General features: G+C 71.2%; 24 protein-coding genes. 17 read left to right on the top strand and 7 right to left on the bottom strand.

The genetic code is table 11. The features are described from left to right. Together ACAG26_RS06235 and ACAG26_RS06230 are read left to right on the top strand one after the other, a co-directional pair. A complete protein-coding gene (locus tag ACAG26_RS06235) occupies positions 1 to 501 on the top strand; it encodes an isoprenylcysteine carboxyl methyltransferase family protein (RefSeq protein WP_370480500.1) in 501 nt (166 codons plus the stop codon). Further along, positions 498 to 1514 (top strand): NAD(P)/FAD-dependent oxidoreductase, encoded by a 1017-nt coding sequence (locus ACAG26_RS06230; RefSeq protein ID WP_370480499.1) that lies wholly within the window; start codon positions 498 to 500, stop codon positions 1512 to 1514. Before ACAG26_RS06235 ends, ACAG26_RS06230 begins: the two co-directional genes overlap by 4 nt. 5 nt (positions 1515 to 1519) lie before the next feature. On the opposite strand, the gene ACAG26_RS06225 is transcribed toward ACAG26_RS06230, so the two are convergent. Genes ACAG26_RS06225 through ACAG26_RS06210 form a run of 4 tightly spaced genes read right to left on the bottom strand, consistent with a single transcriptional unit; the run spans position 1520 to position 4909 of the window. Beyond that, positions 1520 to 2203, bottom strand: a complete 684-nt coding sequence (locus tag ACAG26_RS06225) for an anti-sigma factor (RefSeq protein ID WP_370480498.1) — start codon at positions 2201 to 2203, stop codon at positions 1520 to 1522. After that, complete coding sequence (locus ACAG26_RS06220) at positions 2200 to 2718, bottom strand: sigma-70 family RNA polymerase sigma factor (protein WP_370480497.1); 519 nt, start codon at positions 2716 to 2718, stop codon at positions 2200 to 2202. Before ACAG26_RS06220 ends, ACAG26_RS06225 begins: the two co-directional genes overlap by 4 nt. A gap of 59 nt (positions 2719 to 2777) precedes the next feature. After that, positions 2778 to 4406: a carotenoid oxygenase family protein gene (locus ACAG26_RS06215; protein WP_370480496.1), complete on the bottom strand. Its 1629-nt coding sequence runs from the start codon at positions 4404 to 4406 to the stop codon at positions 2778 to 2780. Beyond that, the gene (locus ACAG26_RS06210) at positions 4403 to 4909 is read right to left on the bottom strand and encodes a sigma-70 family RNA polymerase sigma factor (protein WP_370480495.1); all 507 of its coding nucleotides are present in this window, start codon (positions 4907 to 4909) and stop codon (positions 4403 to 4405) included. The genes ACAG26_RS06215 and ACAG26_RS06210 overlap by 4 nt, the downstream gene beginning before the upstream one ends. 158 nt (positions 4910 to 5067) lie before the next feature. Here ACAG26_RS06210 and ACAG26_RS06205 point away from each other — a divergent pair, with 158 nt between their 5' ends. From ACAG26_RS06205 to ACAG26_RS06175, 7 genes are all read left to right on the top strand, one after another. After that, the gene (locus tag ACAG26_RS06205) at positions 5068 to 5898 is read left to right on the top strand and encodes an undecaprenyl-diphosphate phosphatase (protein WP_370480724.1); all 831 of its coding nucleotides are present in this window, start codon (positions 5068 to 5070) and stop codon (positions 5896 to 5898) included. Then, positions 5895 to 6569: a histidine phosphatase family protein gene (locus tag ACAG26_RS06200; RefSeq protein WP_370480494.1), complete on the top strand. Its 675-nt coding sequence runs from the start codon at positions 5895 to 5897 to the stop codon at positions 6567 to 6569. Before ACAG26_RS06205 ends, ACAG26_RS06200 begins: the two co-directional genes overlap by 4 nt. A gap of 66 nt (positions 6570 to 6635) precedes the next feature. Next, positions 6636 to 7223, top strand: coding sequence for a DUF3090 domain-containing protein (locus ACAG26_RS06195; RefSeq protein ID WP_071028987.1), 588 nt, complete (start codon positions 6636 to 6638; stop codon positions 7221 to 7223). Continuing rightward, entirely contained in the window at positions 7220 to 8035 is an 816-nt protein-coding gene (locus ACAG26_RS06190) for an SCO1664 family protein (protein WP_370480493.1), read from the top strand. Before ACAG26_RS06195 ends, ACAG26_RS06190 begins: the two co-directional genes overlap by 4 nt. A gap of 130 nt (positions 8036 to 8165) precedes the next feature. After that, positions 8166 to 8939, top strand: a complete 774-nt coding sequence (locus ACAG26_RS06185) for a 3'(2'),5'-bisphosphate nucleotidase CysQ (RefSeq protein WP_370480492.1) — start codon at positions 8166 to 8168, stop codon at positions 8937 to 8939. 81 nt (positions 8940 to 9020) lie between these two features. Further along, positions 9021 to 10256: a cysteine--1-D-myo-inosityl 2-amino-2-deoxy-alpha-D-glucopyranoside ligase gene (mshC, locus tag ACAG26_RS06180; protein ID WP_370480491.1), complete on the top strand. Its 1236-nt coding sequence runs from the start codon at positions 9021 to 9023 to the stop codon at positions 10254 to 10256. A gap of 98 nt (positions 10257 to 10354) precedes the next feature. Beyond that, complete coding sequence (locus ACAG26_RS06175) at positions 10355 to 11230, top strand: SDR family oxidoreductase (protein ID WP_370480490.1); 876 nt, start codon at positions 10355 to 10357, stop codon at positions 11228 to 11230. Between the two features lie 113 nt (positions 11231 to 11343). Here the strand turns inward: ACAG26_RS06175 and ACAG26_RS06170 are convergent, their stop codons facing one another. Then, entirely contained in the window at positions 11344 to 12210 is an 867-nt protein-coding gene (locus ACAG26_RS06170) for a PAC2 family protein (protein WP_370480489.1), read from the bottom strand. Positions 12211 to 12412: 202 nt separating this feature from the next. Between ACAG26_RS06170 and metH the strand changes: the two genes are divergently transcribed. From metH to ACAG26_RS06135, 7 genes are all read left to right on the top strand, one after another. Beyond that, entirely contained in the window at positions 12413 to 16171 is a 3759-nt protein-coding gene (gene metH / locus ACAG26_RS06165) for a methionine synthase (protein WP_370480488.1), read from the top strand. 6 nt (positions 16172 to 16177) lie between these two features. Continuing rightward, on the top strand, positions 16178 to 16867 hold the full coding sequence (locus tag ACAG26_RS06160; RefSeq protein WP_370480487.1) for an HAD family hydrolase: 690 nt from the start codon (positions 16178 to 16180) through the stop codon (positions 16865 to 16867). Continuing rightward, a complete protein-coding gene (locus ACAG26_RS06155) occupies positions 16864 to 18258 on the top strand; it encodes a sugar porter family MFS transporter (RefSeq protein WP_370480486.1) in 1395 nt (464 codons plus the stop codon). Before ACAG26_RS06160 ends, ACAG26_RS06155 begins: the two co-directional genes overlap by 4 nt. A gap of 33 nt (positions 18259 to 18291) precedes the next feature. Continuing rightward, positions 18292 to 18573 (top strand): phosphoribosyl-ATP diphosphatase, encoded by a 282-nt coding sequence (locus tag ACAG26_RS06150; protein ID WP_370480485.1) that lies wholly within the window; start codon positions 18292 to 18294, stop codon positions 18571 to 18573. Positions 18574 to 18578: 5 nt separating this feature from the next. Beyond that, entirely contained in the window at positions 18579 to 19439 is an 861-nt protein-coding gene (gene hisG / locus ACAG26_RS06145; protein WP_370480723.1) for an ATP phosphoribosyltransferase, read from the top strand. A 64-nt stretch (positions 19440 to 19503) separates the two neighbouring features. Beyond that, positions 19504 to 19986, top strand: coding sequence for a DUF4126 family protein (locus ACAG26_RS06140; RefSeq protein WP_370480484.1), 483 nt, complete (start codon positions 19504 to 19506; stop codon positions 19984 to 19986). Then, positions 19983 to 21350, top strand: coding sequence for an FAD-containing oxidoreductase (locus ACAG26_RS06135; protein WP_370480483.1), 1368 nt, complete (start codon positions 19983 to 19985; stop codon positions 21348 to 21350). Before ACAG26_RS06140 ends, ACAG26_RS06135 begins: the two co-directional genes overlap by 4 nt. Positions 21351 to 21360: 10 nt before the next feature. On the opposite strand, the gene ACAG26_RS06130 is transcribed toward ACAG26_RS06135, so the two are convergent. Next, the gene (locus ACAG26_RS06130; RefSeq protein WP_370480482.1) at positions 21361 to 22149 is read right to left on the bottom strand and encodes a thioesterase family protein; all 789 of its coding nucleotides are present in this window, start codon (positions 22147 to 22149) and stop codon (positions 21361 to 21363) included. Then, a complete protein-coding gene (locus ACAG26_RS06125) occupies positions 22146 to 22982 on the bottom strand; it encodes a RecB family exonuclease (RefSeq protein WP_370480481.1) in 837 nt (278 codons plus the stop codon). Before ACAG26_RS06125 ends, ACAG26_RS06130 begins: the two co-directional genes overlap by 4 nt. Positions 22983 to 23057: 75 nt before the next feature. Between ACAG26_RS06125 and trmI the strand changes: the two genes are divergently transcribed. Further along, complete coding sequence (trmI, locus tag ACAG26_RS06120) at positions 23058 to 23888, top strand: tRNA (adenine(58)-N(1))-methyltransferase TrmI (protein WP_370480480.1); 831 nt, start codon at positions 23058 to 23060, stop codon at positions 23886 to 23888. Positions 23889 to 23952: the final 64 nt, after the last annotated feature.

Genomic DNA, 23952 nt, shown 5'->3' with positions numbered 1-23952 from the left:
ATGTACCCGCTGCTGCTCGTCGCGGTCGGCCTGGAACGGCTGGCCGAGCTGTGGGTGGCGCGCCGCAACGCGCGGTGGGCGTTCGCCCACGGCGGCGTGGAGGTCGGCCGCGGCCACTACCCGGTGCTGGTGGCCGTGCACGCCGGGTTGTTGGCCGGCTGCCTGATCGAGGTGGCCGCGGCCCACCGCGGGTTCATCCCGCGGCTGGGCTGGCCGATGCTGGCGGTGGTGGCGGTCGCCCAGGCGCTGCGCTGGTGGTGCATCGCCACCCTGGGCCGGCGGTGGAACACCCGGGTGATCGTGCTGCCGCGGGCCCCGCTGGTGCACCGCGGCCCCTACCGGTGGCTGCACCACCCCAACTATGTGGCGGTGACGGCCGAGGGGCTGGCGCTGCCCCTGGTGCACACCGCCTGGCTGACCGCGGCCGGGTTCGCGGTGGCCAACGCCGCGGTGCTGACCGTGCGACTGCGGGCCGAAAACGCCGCGCTGGGATACGCATGACAACCTACGACGCCGACCTGCTGGTCGCCGGCGGCGGGCCCGGCGGGCTGGCCGCCGCGTTATACGCACGCCGGCAGGGGCTTTCGGTGATCGTCGCCGAACCGCGGACCGATCCGATCGACAAGGCGTGCGGCGAAGGCCTGATGCCCGGCGGGGTGGCGGCGCTGGCCGCGCTGGGGGTGGACCCGGCCGGGATGCCGTTGGCGGGCATCGCCTACGTCGGGGAGCGGCAGCGGGCGCAGGCGCCATTCGGCGACCGGTGCGGGCGGGGGGTGCGCCGCACCACGTTGCACGCCGCGCTCACCTTGCGCGCCAAAGAGCAAGGCACCCAATGGATCGCCGCGCGGGTCGGCCGGGTCGAGCAGGACGGGTGCGGGGTGGCCGCGGCCGGGATCCGGGCGCGCTGGTTGATCGGCGCCGACGGCCTGCATTCCGCGGTGCGCCGCGCGGTGGGGATCCCGGCGGTCGCCGGCACGCCGCGGCGCTACGGGGTGCGCTGGCACTACACGGTGCCGGCGTGGTCGGAGTTCGTCGAGGTGCACTGGTCGCGGTGGGGCGAGGCGTATGTGACGCCGGTGCAAGCCGACCTGGTGGGGGTGGCGATCCTGTCCCGGCACCGCCCCGACCTGGACTGGTTCCCGTCGCTGGCGCAGCACCTGCAGGGCCGCGACCGCGCCCGGGCCCGCGGCTGCGGGCCGCTGCGCCAGGTGGTGGCCCGCCGGGTCGCTGGCCGGGTGCTGCTGGTCGGCGACGCCGCCGGCTACGAGGACGCGTTGACCGGCGAGGGCATCAGCCTGGCCGTCAAACAAGCCGGCGCCGCCGTGGACGCGATCGTCGAGGACACCCCCGGGTGCTACGAGCGGGCCTGGTGCCGGATCACCCGCTCCTACCGGCTGCTGACCCGGGCGCTGGTGTTGGCCAGCGCCCCGCGCGCCGCCCGGGGCGCCGTCGTGCCGGCCTGCGCGGCGCTGCCCGGGGTGTTCGGCGGCGTGGTCCGCACCCTGGCCCGCTGAGCGGGTCACAGGCTGCGCTGCAACAGCACCTGGCCGCTGTCGGCGGAGACCACCTGTACCGACGCGATCCGCTCGACCGGCAGCGACGTGCTGCCCGACGGGGTGGCGGTGTGTCCGGGGTGGGCGACCCAGCTCGCCAGCCGGCTGCGGCTGCCGTCGCGGCCCACCACCACCATCGCCAGCGTGTCGTGCGGGGCGTTGGCCGCGGCCAGGCACACGCAGCGCAGCTCGATCAGCGTCCCCCAGCCCTGGTCGCTCAGCGACACGGTGGAGGCCAGCAGCGCGGTGTGCACCTGGGCCATCGGCAGTGCCGCGACACTGGTCTGCGGCGCCGGTGCGGACGGCACCGAGTGGCCGCCGACGAACACCGCGACGGCCACCGCCGCCGCCGCGACGGCGCTGCCCACCCAGGTCAGGTGCAGCCGATGCCGACGCGAGCGGGCCGCCGCCAGCAGCGACGTGCGCAGGTGCGCCGGCGGTACCTCGGTGTCGCTGACCTCCTCGATGGAGGCCACCACGTCCCGGTCGAGCTGCGAGAGCAGCGCGGGCACGCCGCTGAGGTCGGTGACCGCCGCGCGGCAGGTCGCACAGCTGCCCAGGTGGGCTTCGAACTCGCGCCGGTCGGTCGCCGACAGCGACCCCAGCACGTAGGCGGCGTCCCACGTCTCGTATTTGTGACCAAGCCTCATCGGGTCACCCCCATTTCCTGCAGAGCCAGCCGCAGCGCCCGCACCGCGTAGTGCAGCCGCGATTTCACGGTGCCCTCGGCGATCCCGAGATCGTCGGCGATCCGGGCGGTGCTCCAGCCCCGGTAGTACGACCGGCAGATCACCGCGCGGTGGTCGGCCGACAGCCGGGTTAGCGCGTCGGCGATCAACATCCGATCCAGCGTGGCGTTGACCTCGTCGGGCCCGGCCGGCTCGGGGGTGTCCTCCAGCGAACCGACCTCGTTGCGCACCCGTGCGCTGCGGCTGTGGTCGATGACCAGGTGGCGGGCGACGGTGAACAGCCAGGCGCGGGCGGTGGCCCCGGCGACCTCCGGATGTTTCCAGGCCCGCAGCAGGGTTTCCTGAACGATGTCCTCGGCGCGGGACCGGTCGCCGGTCAACCGCAGGGCGTACCGCCACAGCGCGGCGCCGTGCTCGTCGTAGAGCGCCTTCAGCAGGCTGTCGTGCGGGGCTACCGTGCCGGTGACCGTGGGCATCTGGTTCACCTCCCGCAGATGACACGATTGGCCACCGCGGCCGGTTCACCGCGGCGCGGTCAGTCCGTGATCCAGTTCCCGTGGAACCCGTGCGGCACCCGCCGCGGCATCCGCACCCGGGCCACCGGTTCGCCCCCGAAATCGGCGGCGTCGATGATCACCAGGTCGCTGCCGTCCCGGGCCGGGTCGTAGACGTAGCTCAAATACCAGCCGGCCGCCTCGTCGTCGACCGGCCCGCCGGCCGGCACGAAGATCGCCTCGTCGACGGCCCCGGGCGGGCCGGCGCCGCCGAACCGGTGTTCGTCGGCGGTGCCGCGCTGCAGGTCGTAGCGGACCAAACCGTGGGTGCCGACGGCGACGGCGTAGCGGGCCGGGCGACCGGATCGCCGGTCGTCGATCCGCGGGAACTCCACCGCGCGGTCGTCGAGCTGGGTCTGTTCGACGGTACCGGTCCGCAGGTCGATGCTCCAGCGCCACAGCGTCGCGTCGGTGTCGAACGTCCGGTCGTCACGCCACAACTCCGGGTAGCGGATCACCTGCAGCACAATGGATTTACCGTCGGGGCCGTCGTAGGCGTTCGCCAGATGAAACACGTAGCACGGGTCGACGTCGAACCAGCGCATCTCACCGTACGGGTCGTCGCGGCGCAGCACCCCCAGCCGGGCGCCGTAGCCGTCGTTCCAGCGGTAGGGCACATCCGGGTGCTCGCCCATGGCCAGCGCGAGGTCCAGGTCGAACAGCAGCGGCAGGTCCAAGAACACGACGTGCTCGGCGGTCAACGCGAAGTCGTGCATCAAGGTCAGCGCCGCCACGTCGATCGGGCGGCTGATGATCAGCTCGCCGTCGGCGTTGGCGCGATGGTAGGTGACGTGCGGTGCCACCAGGGAGCCGTACCCGAAGAAGTGCAGCTCGCCGGTGGTCGGGCAGATCTTGGGGTGGGCGTTCATCGCGTCGGCCAGTTTGCCGCCGAAATCGTAGGCGCCCAACGTTTCCAGCTCGGTGCCGATCTGGTAGGGCAGCGACGTTTCCATCAGCGCCAGGGTTTTGCCGGCGTGCCGCACCACGTGGGTGTTGGCCAGGCTGGACCGCAGGTTGCGGCTGCCGTCGGCGCCGTACACCGGCACCGGGTGCTCGAAGCTTTCGGTGCGCACCCAGCGGTTGCGGTACCAGGCGGCGCGGCCGTTTTCCAACCGGATCCCGTGCACCATCCCGTCGCCGACGCACCAATGCCCGCGGGCCACCCGCGGGTTCGGCCCGTTGCGCAAATACCAGCCGGTCAGCTCGGCCGGGATGGCGCCGTCCACCGGCAGATCGAAGGTGGTCAGTTCGTCGGGCACCGGCGCGTAATTCCCGGTCCGGAAGAACGGGAAGACGGTCTCCACCGGCTGCGCCGAGCCGAGCGGGGATCCGTTGCCCGACACCGCGGCCAGCAGAACCGCCGGCGCCGCCACCGGGTGGCCGTTGGTGTCGAGGGTCGCGACCTCATCGGGTGCCAGCAGCGCCAGCGCCGCGGGCAGGTCGGCCAGTTCGGTGACCGCACGCCGGCAGGCGGGACACCGGTCCAGGTGCCCCTCGAATTCGTGGCGGTCCGCGGCCGACAACGACCCCAGCACGTAGGCGGCATCCCAGGTCGCGTAGGGGTGACCGTCGCCGTTGCGGGACACCCCGAGGTGAGGTGTGGGCGTCATCGGCTCACCACCCCCATCTCCTGCAGTGTTTGGCGCAGCGCGCGCAGCGCGTAGTGCAACCGGGATTTCACGGTGCCCTCGGCGATGCCCAGGTCGGCGGCGATCTGGGCGGTGCTCCAGCCCTGATAGTAGGAGCGCCGCACCACGGCCCGATGCTCGGCGGACAGCTGCGCCAGCGCGTCGGACACCAGCATCCGGTCCAGCGCCGGGGCGTCCTCGTCGGGACCGGGGCGCTCCGGGGTGGGCGAGCGATTCTCGGAGCGGAAGCGGGCGCTGCGGCTTTCGTCGATGACGAGGTTGCGCGCGACGGTGAACAGCCAGGCGCGCGCCGAGCGGGCGATGTCGTCGACCACCTCGGGATGCTGCCAGGCCCGCAGCAGCGTCTCCTGCACCACGTCTTCGGCGCGGGACCGGTCGCCGGTCAGCCGGAACGCATAACGCCATAGCGCTGCCGCGTGTTGGTCATACAGCAGCCGCATGGCGCCGGTTTCCGGAACGTCCATCACCAACCTTCCGGAAGGTAATACGGCTCGCGCGGTCCCCGGGTTCGGCGTGATCGGTGAGTCGGTGGGTTCCAGTGTGCGGCGCGCGACGCGCCGACACCAGTCCCACGCTGCGATGCGCACACGGTACGGTCGTCGTCGTGTCAGCCGCCCCCCCGATGTCTTGGTTACAGGTTGTGGTGTTAGCGGTGGTGCAGGGGTTGACCGAATTCCTGCCGGTGTCCTCGTCGGGGCATCTGGCGTTGGTGTCGCGGCTGTGGTTTCACGACGACGCCGGCGCCTCGTTCACCGCGGTCACCCAGCTGGGCACCGAGGTCGCCGTGCTGGTGTACTTCGCCCGCGACATCGTCCGCATCGTCAAGGCCTGGTTCAACGGTCTGGCGGTCAAGGCGCACCGCGACGCCGACTACCGGCTGGGCTGGTACGTCATCATCGGCACCATCCCGATCTGCGTGCTGGGTCTGCTGTGCAAAGACCAGATCCGGTCCGGGGTGCGCAATCTGTGGGTGGTGGCCACCGCGCTGGTGGTGTTCGCCGCGGTGATCGCCGCCGCCGAATACCTGGGCCGGCAAACCCGCCACGTCGAGCAGTTGACCTACCGCGACGCCATCGTGGTGGGGCTGGCCCAAACCCTGGCCCTGGTGCCCGGGGTGTCGCGGTCCGGGGCGACCATCAGCGCCGGGCTGTTTCTCGGGCTGGACCGGGAACTGGCGGCCCGGTTCGGGTTCCTGCTGGCCATCCCGGCGGTGTTCGCCTCCGGGCTGTTCTCGCTGCCCGACGCGTTTCACCCGGTCAGCGAGGGGATGAGCGCCACCGGGCCGCAGCTGCTGGTGGCCACCCTGATCGCGTTCGTGGTCGGGTTCGCCGCGGTGGCCTGGTTCCTGCGGTTTTTGCTGCGGCACAACATGTACTGGTTCGTCGGCTACCGGGTGCTGGCCGGCGCGGCGGTGCTGGCGCTGCTGGCCACCGGGGCGGTGAGCCCGGTATGACCGTCCTGTTGGTGCGGCACGGCCGGTCCACCTCCAACACCGCGGGGGTGCTGGCCGGGCGGTCGGACGGCGTCGACCTCGACGATAAGGGCCGCACCCAGGCCGCCGAGCTGGTGGAGCGGCTCGCTGGCCTGCCGCTGGCGGCCGTGGTGTGCTCGCCGCTGCTGCGGTGCCGGCGCACGGTGGAACCGCTGGCCGCCGCGCTGGAGCTGGCGCCGGTCATCGACGACCGCCTCGCCGAGGTGGACTACGGCGACTGGACCGGCCGCAAGATCGCCGAGCTGGTCAACGAGCCGTTGTGGAAGGTCGTGCAGGCCCATCCCAGCGCGGCGGTGTTTCCCGGCGGGGAGGGGCTGGCGCAGGTGCAGGCCCGGGCGGTGGCCGCGATCCGCGACCACGACCGGCGGCTGACCGAGCAACACGGCGGCGACGCGCTGTGGCTGGCCTGCACCCACGGCGACGTGATCAAGGCGGTGGTCGCCGACGCGCTGGGCACCCACCTGGACAGCTTCCAGCGGGTCACCGCCGACCCGGCGTCGATCAGCGTGATCCGCTACACCGAGCTGCGCCCGTTCGTCGTGCACGTCAACCACACCGGCGCGCGGTTAGCGGCCGGCCTGACCGCGCCGCCGCCGACCGGCGACGCGGTGGTGGGCGGGTCCACCGACTGACCTTGACCGACGGCGGGTGCCGAGAATTTACGACCCGGCGGCAACTGCCGGTATTTTGGAGATGCCATGGCTCGCGCGATCCACGTCTTCCGTACCCCCGACCGGTTCGTCGCCGGGACCGTCGGCCAGCCCGGCAACCGCACCTTTTACCTGCAGGCCGTGCACGACACCCGGGTGGTGTCGGTGGTGCTGGAAAAACAGCAGGTCGCGGTGCTCGCCGAGCGGATCGGTGCGCTGCTGCTGGAGGTCAATCGCCGGTTCGGCACCCCGGTCCCGCCGGAGCCCGCCGAGGTCGAGGACCTCAACCCGCTGATCACCCCGGTCGACGCCGAATTCCGGGTCGGCACCATGGGCTTGGGCTGGGATTCGGAGGCCCAAACCGTGGTGGTGGAGTTGCTGGCGGTCACCGACAGCGAATTCGACGCCTCGGTGGTGCTCGACGACACCGAGGAGGGCCCGGACGCGGTGCGGGTGTTCCTCACCCCGGAGTCGGCGCGCCAGTTCGCCACCCGGTCCAACCGCGTCATCTCGGCGGGCCGCCCGCCGTGCCCGCTGTGCGATGAACCGCTGGACCCCGACGGGCACCTGTGTGTGCGCACCAACGGCTACCGGCGCGGCGCGTTCCTCGGGCCGGACGACGACGCCGACTCGTGACCGGTGAGCGGGAGGCGTTGCGGTGCGGCGAGCTGACCGTCCTCGGGCGCATCCGGTCGGCGAGCAACGCCACCTTCCTGTGTGAGGCGACGCTGGACGAGCACCGGGTGCACTGCGTGTACAAGCCGGTCGCCGGCGAGCAGCCGCTGTGGGACTTCCCGGACGGCACGCTGGCCGGCCGGGAACGGGCCGCCTACCTGGTGTCGGTGCAGCTGGGCTGGAACATTGTGCCCTACACCATCATTCGCGACGGGCCCGCCGGGGACGGGATGCTGCAGCTGTGGATCGATCAGCCCGGCGACGCGGTGGACGCCGACGAGTCCGCGGCCCGGCCGGGGCCCGACCTGGTGGACCTGGTGCCGGCCGGCAAGCTGCCGGCCGGGTATCTGCCGGTGCTGCAGGCCTACGACTACGCCGGTGCGCCGGTCACCTTGATCCACGCCGACGACCCCCGGCTGCGGCGGATGGCGGTGTTCGACGTGCTGGTCAACAACGCCGACCGCAAGGGCGGGCATGTGCTGCACGGGGTGGACGGCGGCGTGTACGGCGTCGACCACGGGGTGTGCCTGCACGTCGAGGACAAGTTGCGCACCGTGCTGTGGGGCTGGGCCGGCAAACCCGTCGACGACGACACCCTGGAGGCGGTGGCCGGGCTGGCCGAGGCGCTGGCCGGTTCGTTGGCCGAGGCGTTGCGGCCGCACCTGACCGCCGTCGAGATCGCGGCGCTGCGGCAGCGGGCCCGGGCGCTGCTGGACACCCCGGTGATGCCCAGCCCGGACCGCCGCCGCCCGATTCCCTGGCCGGCGTTCTAGCCGCCCGCCTGCTATTTGGCTCGCCGAGATCGACGTTAGCGTGACAGCCACTCGAGGTTTTACCCGCTAACGTCGATCTCGGCGCGGCCTCGCCACCCGACCTCGGTCCGCCTCGGGGATACTGCCAACCGTGACGTTGACCGACGCGGCGTTGGCCGCCGAGCTGGCCGTCGACGCCGGCAAGCTGCTGCTGGCGGTGCGCGACGAGGTGGGGTTCGACTACCCGTGGATGCTCGGCGACGCTGGCGACCGCCGCGCCAACGCGTTGATCCTGCAGCGCCTGCAGCAGGCCCGCCCGCACGACGCGGTGCTCAGCGAGGAAGCCGACGACGATTTGGCCCGGCTGCGGGCCGACCGGGTGTGGATCGTCGACCCGCTGGACGGCACCCGCGAATTCTCCACCCAAGGACGCTCGGACTGGGCCGTGCACATCGCGCTGTGGCAGCGCGACGGCGACGGCCACGGCGCGATCACCGACGCGGCGGTGTCGCTGCCGGCCCGCGGCAACATCGTGTACCGCACCGACACGGTGACCGACCCCGCGGCGCGGGCCGCGGCGTCCGACCCGGTGCGGGTGGCGGTCAGCGCCACCCGCACCCCGGCCATCGTGCGCCGTATGCAGCACCTCATGGCGATCGAGCCGGTGCCGATCGGGTCGGCCGGGGCCAAGGCGATGGCGGTGGTGGCCGGTCACGTCGACGCCTACCTGCACGCCGGCGGGCAGTGGGAATGGGACTCGGCCGCCCCGGCCGGGGTGGTGCTGGCCGCCGGGCTGCACGCCTCGCGGCTCGACGGGTCGCCGCTGCGCTACAACCAGCCCGACCCGTACCTGCCCGACCTGCTGATGTGCCGCCGCGAGGTGGCCGCGCCGCTGCTGGCGGCGATCCGGCAGGCACTGTACTGACGGGCACGGTTTAGCTCGAGTGCGTGCCTCCCGCTCGGGCCGTTGACGGCCCGCATCCTCGGCCCGCTTACCCTCGACGGTATGCATTCGTGGTCGGCGGCCCCCGTTCCGGAACTGGCCGGACAGGGTCCGGCGCTGCGCTTGTACGACAGCGCCGACCGCCAGATCCGCCCGGTCGCACCGGGACCCACCGCCACCATGTACGTCTGCGGTATCACCCCCTATGACGCCACCCACCTGGGGCACGCCGCCACCTACCTGGCGTTCGACCTGATCCACCGGGTCTGGCTGGACGCCGGGCACCACGTGCGCTACGTGCAAAACATCACCGACATCGACGACCCGTTGTTCGAGCGGGCCGACCGCGACGGGGTCGACTGGCGGGAGCTGGCGTCCGATCAGGTCGCGTTGTTCGGCGAGGACATGGCCGCGTTGCGGGTGTTGCCGCCGCACGACTACGTGGCGGCGACCGAGGCCATCGCGGAAGTCGTCGAGCTCGTCGAGAAAATGCTGGCGTCCGGCGCCGCCTACGTCATCGACGGCCAATACCCCGACGTCTACTTCCGCGCCGACGCCACCGCGCAGTTCGGCTACGAATCCGGCTATGACCGCGACACCATGCTGGCGTTGTTCGCCGAACGCGGCGGCGACCCGGACCGCGCCGGCAAAACCGACCGGCTCGACGCGCTGATGTGGCGGGCCGCCCGGCCCGGGGAACCGAGCTGGCCGTCGCCGTTCGGGCCCGGCCGGCCCGGCTGGCACGTGGAATGCGCGGCGATCGCGTTGAGCCGGATCGGCACCGGCCTGGACATCCAGGGCGGCGGCACCGACCTGGTCTTCCCGCACCACGAGTTTTCCGCCGCGCACGCCGAAGCGGTCACCGGGGAGCGGCGCTTCGCCCGTCACTATGTGCACGCCGGCATGATCGGCTGGGACGGCCACAAGATGTCCAAGAGCCGCGGCAACCTGGTGCTGGTGTCGGCGCTGCGCGCCGACGGGGTGCAACCGGCCGCGATCCGGCTGGGTCTGCTGGCCGGGCATTACCGCGCCGACCGGTCCTGGAGCGCCGAGGTGCTCGACGCCGCCACCAGCCGGCTGCACCGGTGGCGCAGCGCCACCGCGCTGCCCGCCGGGCCGGACGCCGCCGACGTGATCGCCCGGGTGCGCCGCTACCTGGCCGACGACCTGGACACCCCCAAAGCGCTTGCCGCCCTGGATGGTTGGGCCACCGACGCGCTGGACTACGGCGGCCACGACGCCGCCGCGCCGGCCCAGGTGGCCGCCGCCGTCGACGCGCTGCTCGGCGTGGCGCTGTAGGGGCACCTTTCCCCCGAGGGTGCGTGTCCCCGGCCGCCACGCCGCGCCCATTTCCGGGTTTGCGCACGCTCGCCGGAAACCAGGTACCTTCGGCGGCTATGACGTCTGTTGACTCGCGTGTGGTCTTCATCACCGGCGGCGCCGGTGGCATCGGCGCGGCGGTGGCCCGCCGCCTGCACGCCAAGGGCGCCCGGCTGGTGCTGACCGATCTGGACCGGGCGCAGCTGGACGCCCTGGCCGCCGAGCTGGGCGAGGACCGGGTGCTCACCGTGGTCGCCGACGTGCGCGACCTGGCGGCGATGCAGGCCGCCGCCGCGCAGGCCGTGCAGCGCTTCGGCGGCATCGACGTGGTACTGGCCAACGCCGGGATCGCCAGCTACGGGTCGGTGCTGCAGGTGGACCCGGCCGCGTTTCGACGGCTGATCGAGGTCAACGTGCTCGGCGTGTTCCACACCGTGCGGGCCGCGCTGCCGGCCTTGATCGACCGCCGCGGCTACGTGCTGATCGTGTCGTCGCTGGCCGCCTACGCCGCCGCGCCCGGCCTGGCGCCCTACAACGCGTCCAAGGCCGCGGTCGAGCACTTCGCCAACGCGCTGCGGCTCGAGGTCGCCCACCACGGCGTCGACGTCGGGTCCGCGCACATGTCCTGGATCGACACGGCGATGGTGCAAGACACCAAGGCCGACCTGTCCACGTTCACCGAGATGCTGGCCAAACTGCCGTATCCGCTGAGCCGCACCACCTCGGTGGAGCACTGCGCCCGGGCGTTCGTCGCCGGCATCGAGGGCCGCAAACGGCGGATCAACAGCCCCAGCTGGGTCGGCGCGCTGCGGTGGCTCAAACCGATCCTGTCCACCCGGCTGGGGGAGTCCCCGGTGCGCCGGTTCGTGCCCGACCTGCTGCCCCGGATGGACGCCGAAGTCGCCGCGCTGGGCCGCTCCACCAGCGCCCACACCGCGGCGATCGACCAGTAGCGCCGCACCCCACCCCGACGAGCGTGCGCAGTTGTACGGTGGCACGCCGTCGCCGCTGGCATTCTGCGCACGCTCGCGCGGTAGGTCGGCGCCGCGAAAGCGAAAACGCAGACTCAGCGCCGACGGCGCCGCAGGTAGCGTTCGAACTCGGCGGCCAGCGCGTCGCCGTCGACCTTGCCCAACGCCTCATGCATGTCGACCTCGGCGTCGCCGCGCTCCTCCAGGGAGGCCACATACTCGGCGACCTCCTCGTCCTCGGCGGTCATCTCCGACACCGCCTGCTCCCACTCCTCGGCCTGGGCCGGCAGGTCGGCCAGCGGCACCTCGACGTCGAGCACGTCCTCGACGCGGCGCAGCAGCGCCACCGTGGCCTTGGGGTTCGGCGGCTGCGACACGTAGTGCGGCACCGCCGCCCAGAACGTCACCGCCGGGATCCCGGCCGCCACGCAGGCGTCCTGAAACACCCCGGTGATGCCGGTGGGGCCCTCGTAGCGGGTTTCGGTCAGCCCGAAATGGTGCGCCGACTCGGGGGAGTAGGCCGCCCCGGACACCGGCACCGGCCGGGTGTGCGGCGTGTCGGCCAGCAACGCCCCCAAGATGACCACCGTCTGGACGTTGAGCTTCTCGATGATGTTCAGCAGCTCGGCGCAAAACGTGCGCCAGCGCATATTCGGCTCCACCCCATGCATCAGCACCACGTCGCGGTCGGCGCCGGGCGGGCGGCAATAGGAGATGCGCATCGACGGCCACACCAGTTCCCGGGTGACCCCGTCGATCTGCCGGATCACCGGCCGATTCACCTGGTAGTCGTAGTAGGCCTCGTCGTCGATCTCGACCAGCGGATCGGCCTCCCAAATCGAATCCAGGTGCTCCACCGCGTCGCTGGCCGCGTCGCCGGCATCGTTCCAGCCTTCGAAGGCCGCCACCACGATGGCGTTGTGCAGTTCGGGCAGCACGGGGCCTTCGGACGGTCGGGTCACAGAATCAGCGTACGGCGTGCGCAAAGATCGCGGGCTCTACCGCACCGGCTGAGTCGGTGTGTCCGTTGGGGCATTCGTCCCGACCCTGGGCGACCACGTAGACTTGCCATGGTCGAGAGGCGTTGCAACGGTTCACCGGCCCTGCTGGTAGCCGCCACGCTCGACGGAGTTAAGGACGCCTTCCGCCACGGAGGGAGCCCGCGTGAACGCCGTTGAATCGAATACTTTCGCGCCCAACATCCGGCCCGACTGCACCGCGGAACTGACGGCTGCGCTGCGCCGGCGGATCGTCGTGATCGACGGCGCGATGGGCACGGCGATCCAGCGGGACCGGCCGGACGAGGCCGGCTACCGCGGCGACCGGTTCACCGAGTGGCCGACCGCGCTGCAGGGCAACAACGACCTGCTCAACTTGACGCAGCCGCAGATCATCGACGGGATCCACCGCGAGTACCTCGAGGCGGGCGCCGACATCCTGGAGACCAACACGTTCAACGCGAACGCGATCTCGCTCTCCGACTACGACATGGGCGACCTCGCCTACGAACTCAACTACGTCGGCGCCGCCCTGGCCCGCACCGCGGCCGACGAGTACGGCACCCCGGAAAAACCCCGGTACGTCGCCGGCACCATCGGGCCGACGACGCGGACGGCGTCGATTTCGCCGGACGTCAACGACCCCGGCGCGCGCAACGTCTCCTACGACCAGCTGGTCGCCGCCTACCTCGAAGCCGCCAACGGCCTGGTCGACGGGGGCGCCGACATCATCCTCATCGAGACGATCTTCGACTCGCTGAACGCCAAGGCGGCGGTGTTCGCCGTCGAGACGCTGTTCGAGGACCGCGGACGCCGCTGGCCGGTCATCATCTCCGGCACCATCACCGATGCGTCCGGGCGCACGTTGTCGGGTCAGGTCACCGAGGCGTTCTGGAACTCGATCCGGCACGCCAAGCCGATCGCGGTGGGCCTCAACTGCGCCCTGGGCGCACCCGAGATGCGGCCCTACATCGCCGAGATGGCGCGGATCGCGGACACCTACATCTCCTGCTACCCGAACGCCGGCCTGCCCAACGCCTTCGGCGAGTACGACGAGACCCCGGAGCGGCAGGCCGGCTACATCGCCGACTTCGCCGACGCCGGCCTGGTCAACATCGTCGGGGGGTGCTGCGGAACGGCGCCGCCGCACATCGCCGAGATCGCCAAGGTCGTCGAGGGCAAACCGCCACGCGAGCTGCCGACGATCGAGGTGGCCACCCGGCTGTCGGGCCTGGAACCGCTCAACATCACCGACGACTCGCTGTTCGTGAACATCGGTGAACGCACCAACATCACCGGCTCCGCCCGGTTCCGCAACCTGATCAAGGCCGAGGACTACGACACCGCGCTGTCGGTGGCGCTGCAGCAGGTCGAGGTCGGTGCGCAGGTCATCGACATCAACATGGACGAGGGCATGATCGACGGCGTCGCCGCGATGGACCGGTTCACCAAACTGATCGCGGCCGAACCGGACATCAGCCGCATCCCGGTGATGATCGACTCCTCCAAATGGGAGGTGATCGAGGCCGGCCTGAAGAACGTGCAGGGCAAGCCGATCGTCAACTCGATCTCCATGAAGGAGGGCGAGGAGAAGTTCGTCCGCGAGGCCCGGCTGTGCCGCAAATACGGCGCCGCGGTCGTCGTGATGGCCTTCGACGAGCAGGGTCAGGCCGACAACCTGGAGCGCCGCAAGGAGATCTGTGGGCGCGCCTACCGGATCCTGACCGAGCAGGTCGGCTTCCCGCCCGAGGACATCATCTTCGACCCGAACTGCTTCGCGCTGGCGACCGGGATCGAGGAGCACGCCACCTACGGGATCGACTTCATCGAGGCCTGCGCCTGGATCAAGGCGAATCTGCCCGGGGTGCACATCTCCGGCGGGATCTCGAACGTGTCGTTCTCGTTCCGGGGCAACAACCCGGTCCGCGAGGCGATTCACGCGGTGTTCCTGTACCACGCCATCAAGGCCGGCCTGGACATGGGCATCGTCAACGCCGGTGCGCTGGTGCCCTACGACTCCATCGACCCCGAGCTGCGGGACCGCATCGAGGACGTGGTGCTGAACCGTCGCGCCGATGCCGCCGAGCGGCTGCTGGAGATCGCCGAACGGTTCAACACCTCGGAGAAGTCCGAGGATCAGGCGGAGGCCGAGTGGCGCAGCCTGCCGGTCCGCGAGCGGATCACGCACGCGTTGGTCAAGGGCATCGACGCCCACGTCGACGCCGACACCGAGGAACTGCGGGCCGACATCGCCGCCGCGGGCGGCCGCCCGATCGAGGTGATCGAGGGCCCGCTGATGGACGGCATGAACGTCGTCGGTGACCTGTTCGGCGCCGGCAAGATGTTTTTGCCCCAGGTGGTGAAGTCGGCCCGGGTGATGAAGAAGGCCGTCGCCTACCTGCTGCCGTTCATCGAGGCGGAGAAGGAGGAGTCGGGCGCAGCCGCCGGCAAGGACACCAACGGCACGATCGTGATGGCGACCGTGAAGGGCGACGTCCACGACATCGGCAAGAACATCGTCGGGGTCGTCCTGCAGTGCAACAACTTCGAAGTGATCGACCTCGGGGTGATGGTGCCCGCCGAGAAGATCTTGGCCGCGGCGGCCGAGCACGACGCCGACATCATCGGGCTGTCCGGCCTGATCACCCCGTCGCTGGATGAGATGGTCAACTTCGCCGTCGCGATGGAACGCGAAGGCCTGAAGATCCCGCTGCTGATCGGTGGTGCGACCACCTCACGCGCCCACACGGCGGTGAAGATCTCGCCGCGTCGCAGCGGTCCGGTGGTCTGGGTCAAAGATGCCTCGCGTTCCGTTCCGGTCGCCGCCGCGCTGCTCGACGACAAGCAGCGGGGTCCGCTGCTGGAGGCCACCGAGAAGGACTACGCGTCGCTGCGCGAACGGCACGCCCAGAAGAACGAGCGGCCGATGCTGACGCTGGCGAAGGCCCGCGCCAACCGGACGCCGATCGAATGGGACGGCTACACCCCGCCGGCACCCGCCGCGGGCCTCGGCGTACGCGAGTTCCTCGACTATGACCTCGCCGAGCTGCGCGAATTCATCGACTGGCAGCCGTTTTTCAACGCCTGGGAGATGAAGGGCCGCTTCCCCGACATCCTCAACAACCCGGCCACCGGCGAGGCCGCCCGCAAGCTGTACGACGACGCCCAACAGATGCTCGACACCCTGATCGAAGAGAAGTGGCTGACGGCCAACGCGGTGATCGGGTTCTTCCCGGCCAACGCGGTCGGCTCGGGCATCGAAGACATCGAGGTCTACACCGACGACACCCGCACCGAGGTGCGGACCACGTTGCATCACCTGCGCCAGCAGGGCGAGCACCGGGCCGGCATCCCGAACCGGTCGCTGAGCGACTACATCGCCCCCAAAGAAACGGGTCTGGCGGACTACATCGGCGCCTTCGCCGTCACCGCGGGGCTCGGCAGCGGAGAAAAGATCACCGAGTTCAAGGCGGCCCTCGACGACTACAGCGCGATCCTGCTGGAGTCGCTCGCCGACCGGCTGGCGGAGGCGTTCGCCGAACGGATGCACCAGCGGGTTCGCAAGGAGTTCTGGGGATTCCAGCCCGACGAGCAGTTGGACAACGAGGCCCTCATCGCCGAGAAGTACCGGGGAATACGCCCTGCCCCAGGCTACCCGGCCTGCCCGGAGCACACCGAGAAGGCGACACTGTGGGAGTTGATGGACGTCCATGAGCGGACCGGCATCGAGCTGACCGACTCGATGGCGATGTGGCCCGGCGCCGCGGTCAGCGGCTGGTATTTCTCGCACCCGCAGTCGCAGTATTTCGTGGTCGGCCGGCTGGCCCAGGACCAGGTCGCCGACTACGCGCAGCGCAAGGGCTGGACGCTGGCCGAAGGTGAGCGCTGGCTGTCCTCCAACCTCGCCTACAACCCGGAGGACTGAGCTCTGTTGGGTGAGTGCGCGGCGGTGCTGTGGGATATGGACGGCACCCTGGTCGACTCTGAAACGCTGTGGGACGTCTCGATGGAGGCGCTGTACGCCCGGCTGGGTGGGGTGCTCACCCCCGAGGTGCGGGCCGCGACGGTGGGCGGCTGCGCGGAGAACACCATGCGCATCGTCTACACCGACTTGGATCTCGAGCCCGACCCGGCCGCGATGGCGGCCTCCGCGGACTGGCTACACCGCTACACCGGGGAGTTGTTCGCCGCCGGGCTGCCCTGGTGCGACGGGGCCCGCGAGCTGCTCGACGCGCTTACCGCGCAGGCGGTTCCGATGGCGTTGGTCACCAACACGCCGCGGGCGCTGGCCGAGCGGGCCCTCGACAGCATCGGCCGGCACTACTTCGCGGCGTCGGTGTGCGGCGACGAGGTGCCCCGGGGCAAGCCGGCACCGGACCCGTACCGGCGCGCCGCGGCGCTGCTGTCCGTCGAACCGCGGTGCTGCCTGGCCATCGAGGACTCGGTGACCGGCGCGGCGGCCGCCGACGCCGCCGGCTGCCCGGTCCTGGTGGTGCCCAACCAGGTTGCGGTGCCCGACGGCCCGCGCCGGCACCGGGTGGCCTCGCTGGCCGGCCTCGACGTCGCCGACCTGCGGAATATTCACGCCCAGTTGACCGGGATCGGCGACCGCACCGCGTGACCAGCGGCCCGCCGTCGGCCCGCACCGCGGTGCGGGTGGCGGCGGTGGCCGCGCTGGGCGGGCTGATCTTCGGCTACGACGTGTCGCTGATCAACAGCGCGGTCGGGGCGGTGCAAGACGCGTTCCGGGTCGGCAACGCGCTGCTGGGCTTCGCGGCGGCGGCGTCACTGCTGGGCGGAATGGTCGGGGCGCTGACCACCGGGTGGATCGCCGACCGCGCCGGCCGGCGGGCGGCGATGATGCTGGCCGCGGCGTTGTTTCTGGTCGGCGCCCTGGGCGCCGGCCTGGCGACCGGGATCGGGCCGCTGATCGGGTGTCGCCTGGTCGCGGGGCTCGGCATCGGGGTGGCGTCGGTGGTCACCCCCGCCTACATCGCCGAGATCTCACCGCCGCACATCCGCGGCCGACTCGGCACCTTGCAGCAGCTGGCCATCGTGTCCGGCATCCTGGCGGCCCTGGTGGTGGACTGGCTGCTGGCCGAGCTGGCCGGCGGCTCCGGCGGGGTGCTGTGGCTGGGGCTGCCGGCCTGGCGGTGGATGTTTTTGGGGGAGGTGGCGCCGGCGCTGCTGTACGGCGTGCTGGTCGGCACCATCCCCGAATCACCGCGGCATCTGATTGCGGTGCACCGGATTCCGGAGGCGCGCCGGGTGATCGCCGGGCTGTTCGGGGCGGCCAACGTGGACGCCACCGTCGAGCGGATTGCCCAGACGCTGCGCCACGAAGCCCCGCCGTCGTGGCGTGACCTGCGGCGACCCGCCGGCGGCCTGTACCCGATCGTGTGGGTGGGCCTGGGACTGGCCATCTTTCAGCAGTTCGTCGGCATCAACGTGATCTTCTTCTACTCCAAGGTGCTCTGGCAGGCGGTCGGTTTCGACGAGGGCGCGTCGTTCGCGATCGCGGTCAGCACCGCGGCGGTCAATGTGCTGATCACCGTGGTCGCCATCGGCCTGATCGACCGGGTGGGCCGGCGGCCGCTGCTGCTGGCCGGGTCGGCGGGCATGGCGGCGATGTTGGCGACGCTGACACTGACCTTCGCCACCGCCCCGGTGCTCGACGGCAAACCGCACCTGGTCGGGGTGTCCGGGCCGATCGCGCTGGTCGCCGCGAACGTCTTCGTGATCGCATTCGCGGTGTCGTGGGGGCCGATCCTGTGGGTGCTGCTGGGCGAGATGTTCCCCAACCGCATCCGGGCGGCCGCGCTGGGTCTGGCGGTGGCCGCCCAATGGGTGGCCAACTGGGTGATCGCGGCCAGCTTCCCGGCGCTGCGCGACGCGCTGCCGTTCGCGTACGGCTTCTACACGGCCAACGCGATGGGATCGTGGCTGTTCGTGTGGCGCTGGGTCCGCGAAACCAAGGGCGTGGCGTTGGAGGACATGCCCGAACACGGGTAGCGGCCAAACCGCCGTGACTTTGCTGCCCGACGCATGAAACAATCGCTGCCCGTGAAGACCTTCGAGGAGCTGTTCGCCGAACTCGGTGAGCGTGCCCGCACCCGGCCGGCCGGCAGCGCGACGGTGGCGGCGCTGGACGCCGGCGTGCATGCGGTGGGCAAGAAGATCCTCGAAGAGGCCGGCGAGGTGTGGCTGGCCGCCGAGCACGAGCCGGACGCGGCGCTGGCCGAAGAGATCAGCCAACTGCTGTACTGGACCCAAGTGTTGATGCTGGCGCGGGGGCTGACCCTGCACGACGTGTACCGGAAGCTGTGATGTCGATGTTGCGGGTCGCGGTGCCCAACAAGGGGGCGTTGAGCGAATCGGCCGCCGAGATGCTCGCGGAGGCCGGCTATCGGCGGCGCACCGACGCCAAGGATCTCACCGTCATCGACCCCGGCAACAAGGTCGAATTCTTCTTCTTGCGGCCCAAGGACATCGCCATCTACGTCGGCTCCGGGGAACTGGATTTCGGCATCACCGGGCGCGACCTGGCCCGCGAATCCGAAGCCCCGGTGGCCGAACGGTTGGCGTTGGGGTTCGGGTCGTCGAGCTTCCGCTACGCCGCCCCGGCCGGGCGGGACTGGACCACCGCGGACCTGGCCGGCAAGCGGATCGCCACCGCCTACCCGAACCTGGTGCGACGGGACTTGGCCGCCAAGGGGATTGAGGCCACGGTGATCCGGCTAGACGGCGCGGTGGAGATCTCGGTGCAGCTCGGGGTCGCCGACGCCATCGCCGACGTCGTCGGGTCCGGCCGCACCCTGCGACTGCACGACCTGGTGGCCTTCGGTGAGTCACTGTGTGATTCGGAGGCGGTGCTGATCGAAGGCGCCGAACGCAACGGCCGCGACGCGCACACCACGGCCATCGGTGACCAGTTGGCCGCCCGGGTGCAGGGCGTGGTGTTCGGCCAGCAGTATCTGATGCTGGACTACGACTGCCCGCGCTCGGCGCTGGACCAGGCCGCCGCGATCACCCCGGGGCTGGAGTCGCCGACCATCGCGCCGCTGGCCGACCCGGACTGGGTGGCGGTGCGGGCGCTGGTGCCGCGCCGCGACGTCAACGCGATCATGGACGAGTTGGCCGCCGTCGGCGCCAAAGCCATCCTGGCCTCCGACATTCGGTTCTGCCGGTTTTGATCTCCGGCGGTAGCTGACCGCGCCGTGTTAGCGTCCGGTGGTCGGGCGGTCCGAGGAGGTCAATGTGACGCACGCCATCGTGCTGCTGCTCGCCCTGTTGATCGGCGTGGTTGCCGGGCTGCGGACGTTCACCGCGCCGGCGGCGGTGGCCTGGGCCAGCCTGCTGCAGTGGATCAACATGGACGGGACGTGGGCGTCGTGGCTGGGCCATCCGGTGACGGTCACCTTGCTCACCCTGCTGGCGGTCGTCGAACTGGTCGGCGACAAGCTGCCCAGCATCCCGAGCCGCACCACCGCGGCGGCGTTTATCGCCCGCGTCATCGCGGGCGGCTTCGCGGGCGCGGTGATCGGCACCGCCTGGGGCTACACCTGGACCGCGTTGGGTGCGGGCGTGGTGGGGGCGGCGCTGGGCACGCTGGGCGGATACGAGGCCCGGACTCGCCTGGTGGCCGCCAACGACGATCACGACCTGTCGATCGCGTTGCTTGAAGACGCCGTTGCGGTTCTGGGCGGCTTCGGCATCGCCGCGTTGACGGCCATCGTGTGACCCAGCGCTTCGACGCCATCGTGGTGGGCGCCGGCCAGGCCGGCCCGCCGCTGGCGGGCCGGCTGACCGCGGCCGGGCACACCGTCGCGGTGGTGGAGCGCAAACTGATCGGCGGGACCTGCGTCAACACCGGCTGCATCCCGACCAAGACGCTGGTGGCCAGCGCGCACGCCGCCCAACTGGCCCGCCGCGGCGCGGAATACGGGGTGGGCACCGGCCCGATCCGGGTGGACATGGCCAAGGTCAAGGCCCGCAAAGACGACATCATGACCGCCGACCGCCGCGGCGTCGAGCAGTGGCTGGACGGCATGGCCGGCTGCACCGTGGTGCGCGGACACGCCCGGTTCCAGGATCCGCACACGCTGCGGGTCGACGATCGGGTGCTGGCCGCCGACCGGATCTTCCTCAACGTCGGCGGCCGGGCGGTGGTGCCCGACATTCCCGGGTTGGCCGACGTCGACTTCCTCACCAATGTGTCGATCCTGGAACTCGACACGGTGCCCGACCATCTCGTCATCATCGGCGGCAGCTACATCGCGCTGGAGTTCGCGCAGATGTACCGCCGGTTCGGCGCCCGAGTGACCGTCGTCGAGAAGGGGCGGCGGCTGGCCGGGCGCGAAGACGAGGACGTCTCGGCCACCATCACCGACATCCTGCAGGCCGAAGGCATCGAGATCGTCGTCGACGCCGACGAGATCTCGGTCGCCCACGGCGCCAACGGCATCCAGGTGACCCCGCGGGCGGGCGCCGCGCCGATTGCGGGCAGTCACCTGCTGCTGGCGGTGGGACGACGGCCCAACACCGACGACCTGGGCCTGGAAAATGCTGGCGTGCAGACCGATTCGCGCGGCTACATCACCGTCGACGACCAGTGCCGCACCAACATCGCGCACATCTGGGCGATGGGGGACTGCAACGGTCGGGGCGCGTTCACCCACACCTCCTACAACGACTTCGAGATCGTCGCGGCCAACCTGCTCGACGACGACCCGCGCCGCGTCAGCGACCGGATCACCACCTACGCGCTCTACATCGACCCGCCGCTGGGCCGCGCCGGGATGACGGTGGACCAGGTGCGCGCCACCCGGCGTCGCGCACTGGTCGGCACGCGGCCGATGAGCCGGGTCGGCCGGGCGGTGGAAAAGGGTGAGTCACAAGGATTTATGAAGATCGTGGTGGACGCCGACACCGACGAGATCCTGGGCGCGGCGATCCTGGGTGTCGGCGGCGACGAGGCCATCCACGCCATCTTGGACGTGATGTCGGCCAAGGCGCCCTACACCACCTTGGCGCGCACCATGCACATCCATCCCACCGTCAGCGAGTTGATTCCCACCGTGCTGCAAGAGATGTCGCCGCTGTAGCGGGCCGCGGTCAGCCGCGCCGCTGGATCAGCAGCGTCTGCGCGCTGGTGCCGATGAACCCGGTGCGGTCGAACAGTTCGGCGGTGGTCACCCCGATGCCGTCGGGACCGATGGAGCCGCGGGCCCGCACCCCGAAGTCGGCGCCGACCGGAAGCCGATGCAGGTGCACCACGGTGTCGGTGTTCATGAACGTGAATGCGTCCATATCCAACACCGCACCGACCCCGTTGGCCGAGTCCACCACGGTGGCAAGTTTGAGCAGCGGTGTGTCCGCCTCGGCACCGACGACGTCGACCACCGGGCTGCCCCACCACACCCCGGCGGACCCCGGCTCCGTCTGCTGCGGGCGCCAACGGATCGCGTCGAAGTAACCGGATTTGCCGTAAAACATCGCCGGCAGCGGCGCGGCGGGGCCCTCAACCAGCCGGGGGTAGCGGTCCGCGGCGACGTCGCCGGTGTCACTGGTGGCCAACGCCCACGCCGTGAGCCGCGCGACCGGGCGGTCGGTATCGAGGCCGCGCATTTGCGCGGCCAGCAACGCGATGCGCTTGCCGGGTCGCAGCACCTCGGCGCGGACGGCGACCGGCGCCACCGGGATGGCGCCCAAAATGTCCAGGCTCAGCCGACCGATCCGCAGCCCCGCGGCGTCGGCCAGCTCGTGGACCGCCTTGGTCAGCAGCGCCAGCGGCGGCGAGCCGTGCTGAATGGCCGGATCCCAATTGCTGCGGGTGAAATCGGTGGAGTCGAACACCTGATCGTCACCGTCGGCGGCCCGCCGACGGTAAAAGCACCGGCTCACGCGGCCGGCTCGGCGGGCCAACCCGGATACGGCGGCGGGGTACCCCCGAACGCCGGGCACAGCGCCTGATGGGCGCACCAGTCGCACAGCCGCGACGGGCTGGGCCGGAAATCGCCGGAGGCGCCGGCCGATCGGATCGCCCGCCAGATCGCGGTGAGGGTTTTCTCGAACCGCAGCAGCTCGTCGTGCTCGGGGGAGTAGTCCAGCAGTTGGCCGTCGGCCAAATAGATCAGCCGCAACCGGGTGGGCAGCACCCCGCGGGACCGCAGCAGCGCCACCGCGTAGAACTTCATCTGGAACAGCGCCTTGGCCTCGGCCAGCGCCCGGGCGGCCGGCGGCGCCTTGCCGGTCTTGTAGTCCACCACCCGCAGCTCCCCGGTGGGGGCGACGTCGATGCGGTCCACGAACCCGCGCAGCAGGGTGCCGTCGGCCAGCTCCACCTCGACACGCTGCTCGCAGCTTTGCGGGTCGAACCGGCGCGGGTCCTCCAGCCGGTAGTAGCCCGACAGCAGCGCCCGGGCCTCCGCCAGCAGCTGGGTCTGCTGCTCGGGGTCCAGCAGCCCGGCCAGGTCGGGGTCGGCGTCGAGCACCTGCTGCCAGGCCGGTGTCACCAGCGCCGTGGCGGTGTCCGGGTCGCGCTGGGCGGCGGGCAGGCCGTAGAGCTGCTCCAGCGCGGCGTGCACCACCGAACCACGCAGCTGGGCCGTCGACGGCGGCTCGGGCAACCGATCGATGGCCCGGAACCGGTACAGCAGCGGGCACTGCTTGAAGTCCGCCGCCCGCGACGGCGACAACGCCGGCCGGGTGGGTTTGGCTGCCTCCTCCGCGCTCATACCCGGCAGCCTACGAGCCCGGTCCGACAACCCCGCGCACGTATCCCGGCGGGTCTGCTGGCACGCTAGACGGCTGTGTCAGCAACCGGCCCGTTCCGCGAGGGAGACCGCGTCCAGCTCACCGACGCCAAGGGCCGCCGCTACACGATGCTGCTGGCCCCCGGCGCGGAATTTCACACCCATCGCGGGGCGATCGCCCACGACGCGGTGATCGGGCAGCCGGAAGGCAGCGTCGTCACCGCCGCCAACGGTGATCCGTTTCTGGTGCTGCGCCCGCTGCTGGTCGACTACGTGATGTCGATGCCGCGCGGCGCCCAGGTGATCTACCCCAAGGACGCCGCCCAGATCGTGCACGAGGGCGACATCTTCCCGGGTGCCCGGGTGCTGGAGGCCGGGGCCGGCTCCGGGGCGCTGACCTGCTCGCTGCTGCGGGCGGTCGGCCCGGGCGGGCAGGTCATCTCCTACGACGTGCGCGACGACCACGCCGAGCACGCCCGGCGCAATGTGGAGACCTTTTTCGGCGCGGTCCCCGACAACTGGCGGCTGCTGATCGGCGACGTCGCCGACACCGAGCTGGCGGACGGGTCGATCGACCGGGTGGTGCTGGACATGTTGGCGCCGTGGGAGGTGCTCGACGCGGTGGCGCGGGTGCTGGTCGCCGGCGGCGTGCTGGTGGTCTACGTCGCCACCGTCACCCAGCTGTCGAAGGTGGTCGAGGCGCTGCGCGAGCAGCGGTGCTGGACCGAGCCGCGGTCCTGGGAGACGTTGCAGCGCGGCTGGGACGTCGTCGGGTTGGCGGTGCGCCCGCAGCACAGCATGCGCGGCCACACGGCGTTTTTGGTGTCGGTGCGTCGGCTGGCGCCCGGGGTCGTCGCACCGACGCCGCGGCGGCGCAAACAGCGGTAGCACCGGCGCGCCGACTGTGCGTTCTCATCCGCGTCCTCTCGGGCGATGCGTATCCATCCGCACA

This window comes from Mycobacterium sp. pUA109 (assembly GCF_041287095.1).
GTDB lineage: Bacteria > Actinomycetota > Actinomycetes > Mycobacteriales > Mycobacteriaceae > Mycobacterium.
The sequence above is the reverse complement of the archived record's forward strand: the minus strand, read 5'-3'. Positions and strand labels throughout refer to the sequence as shown.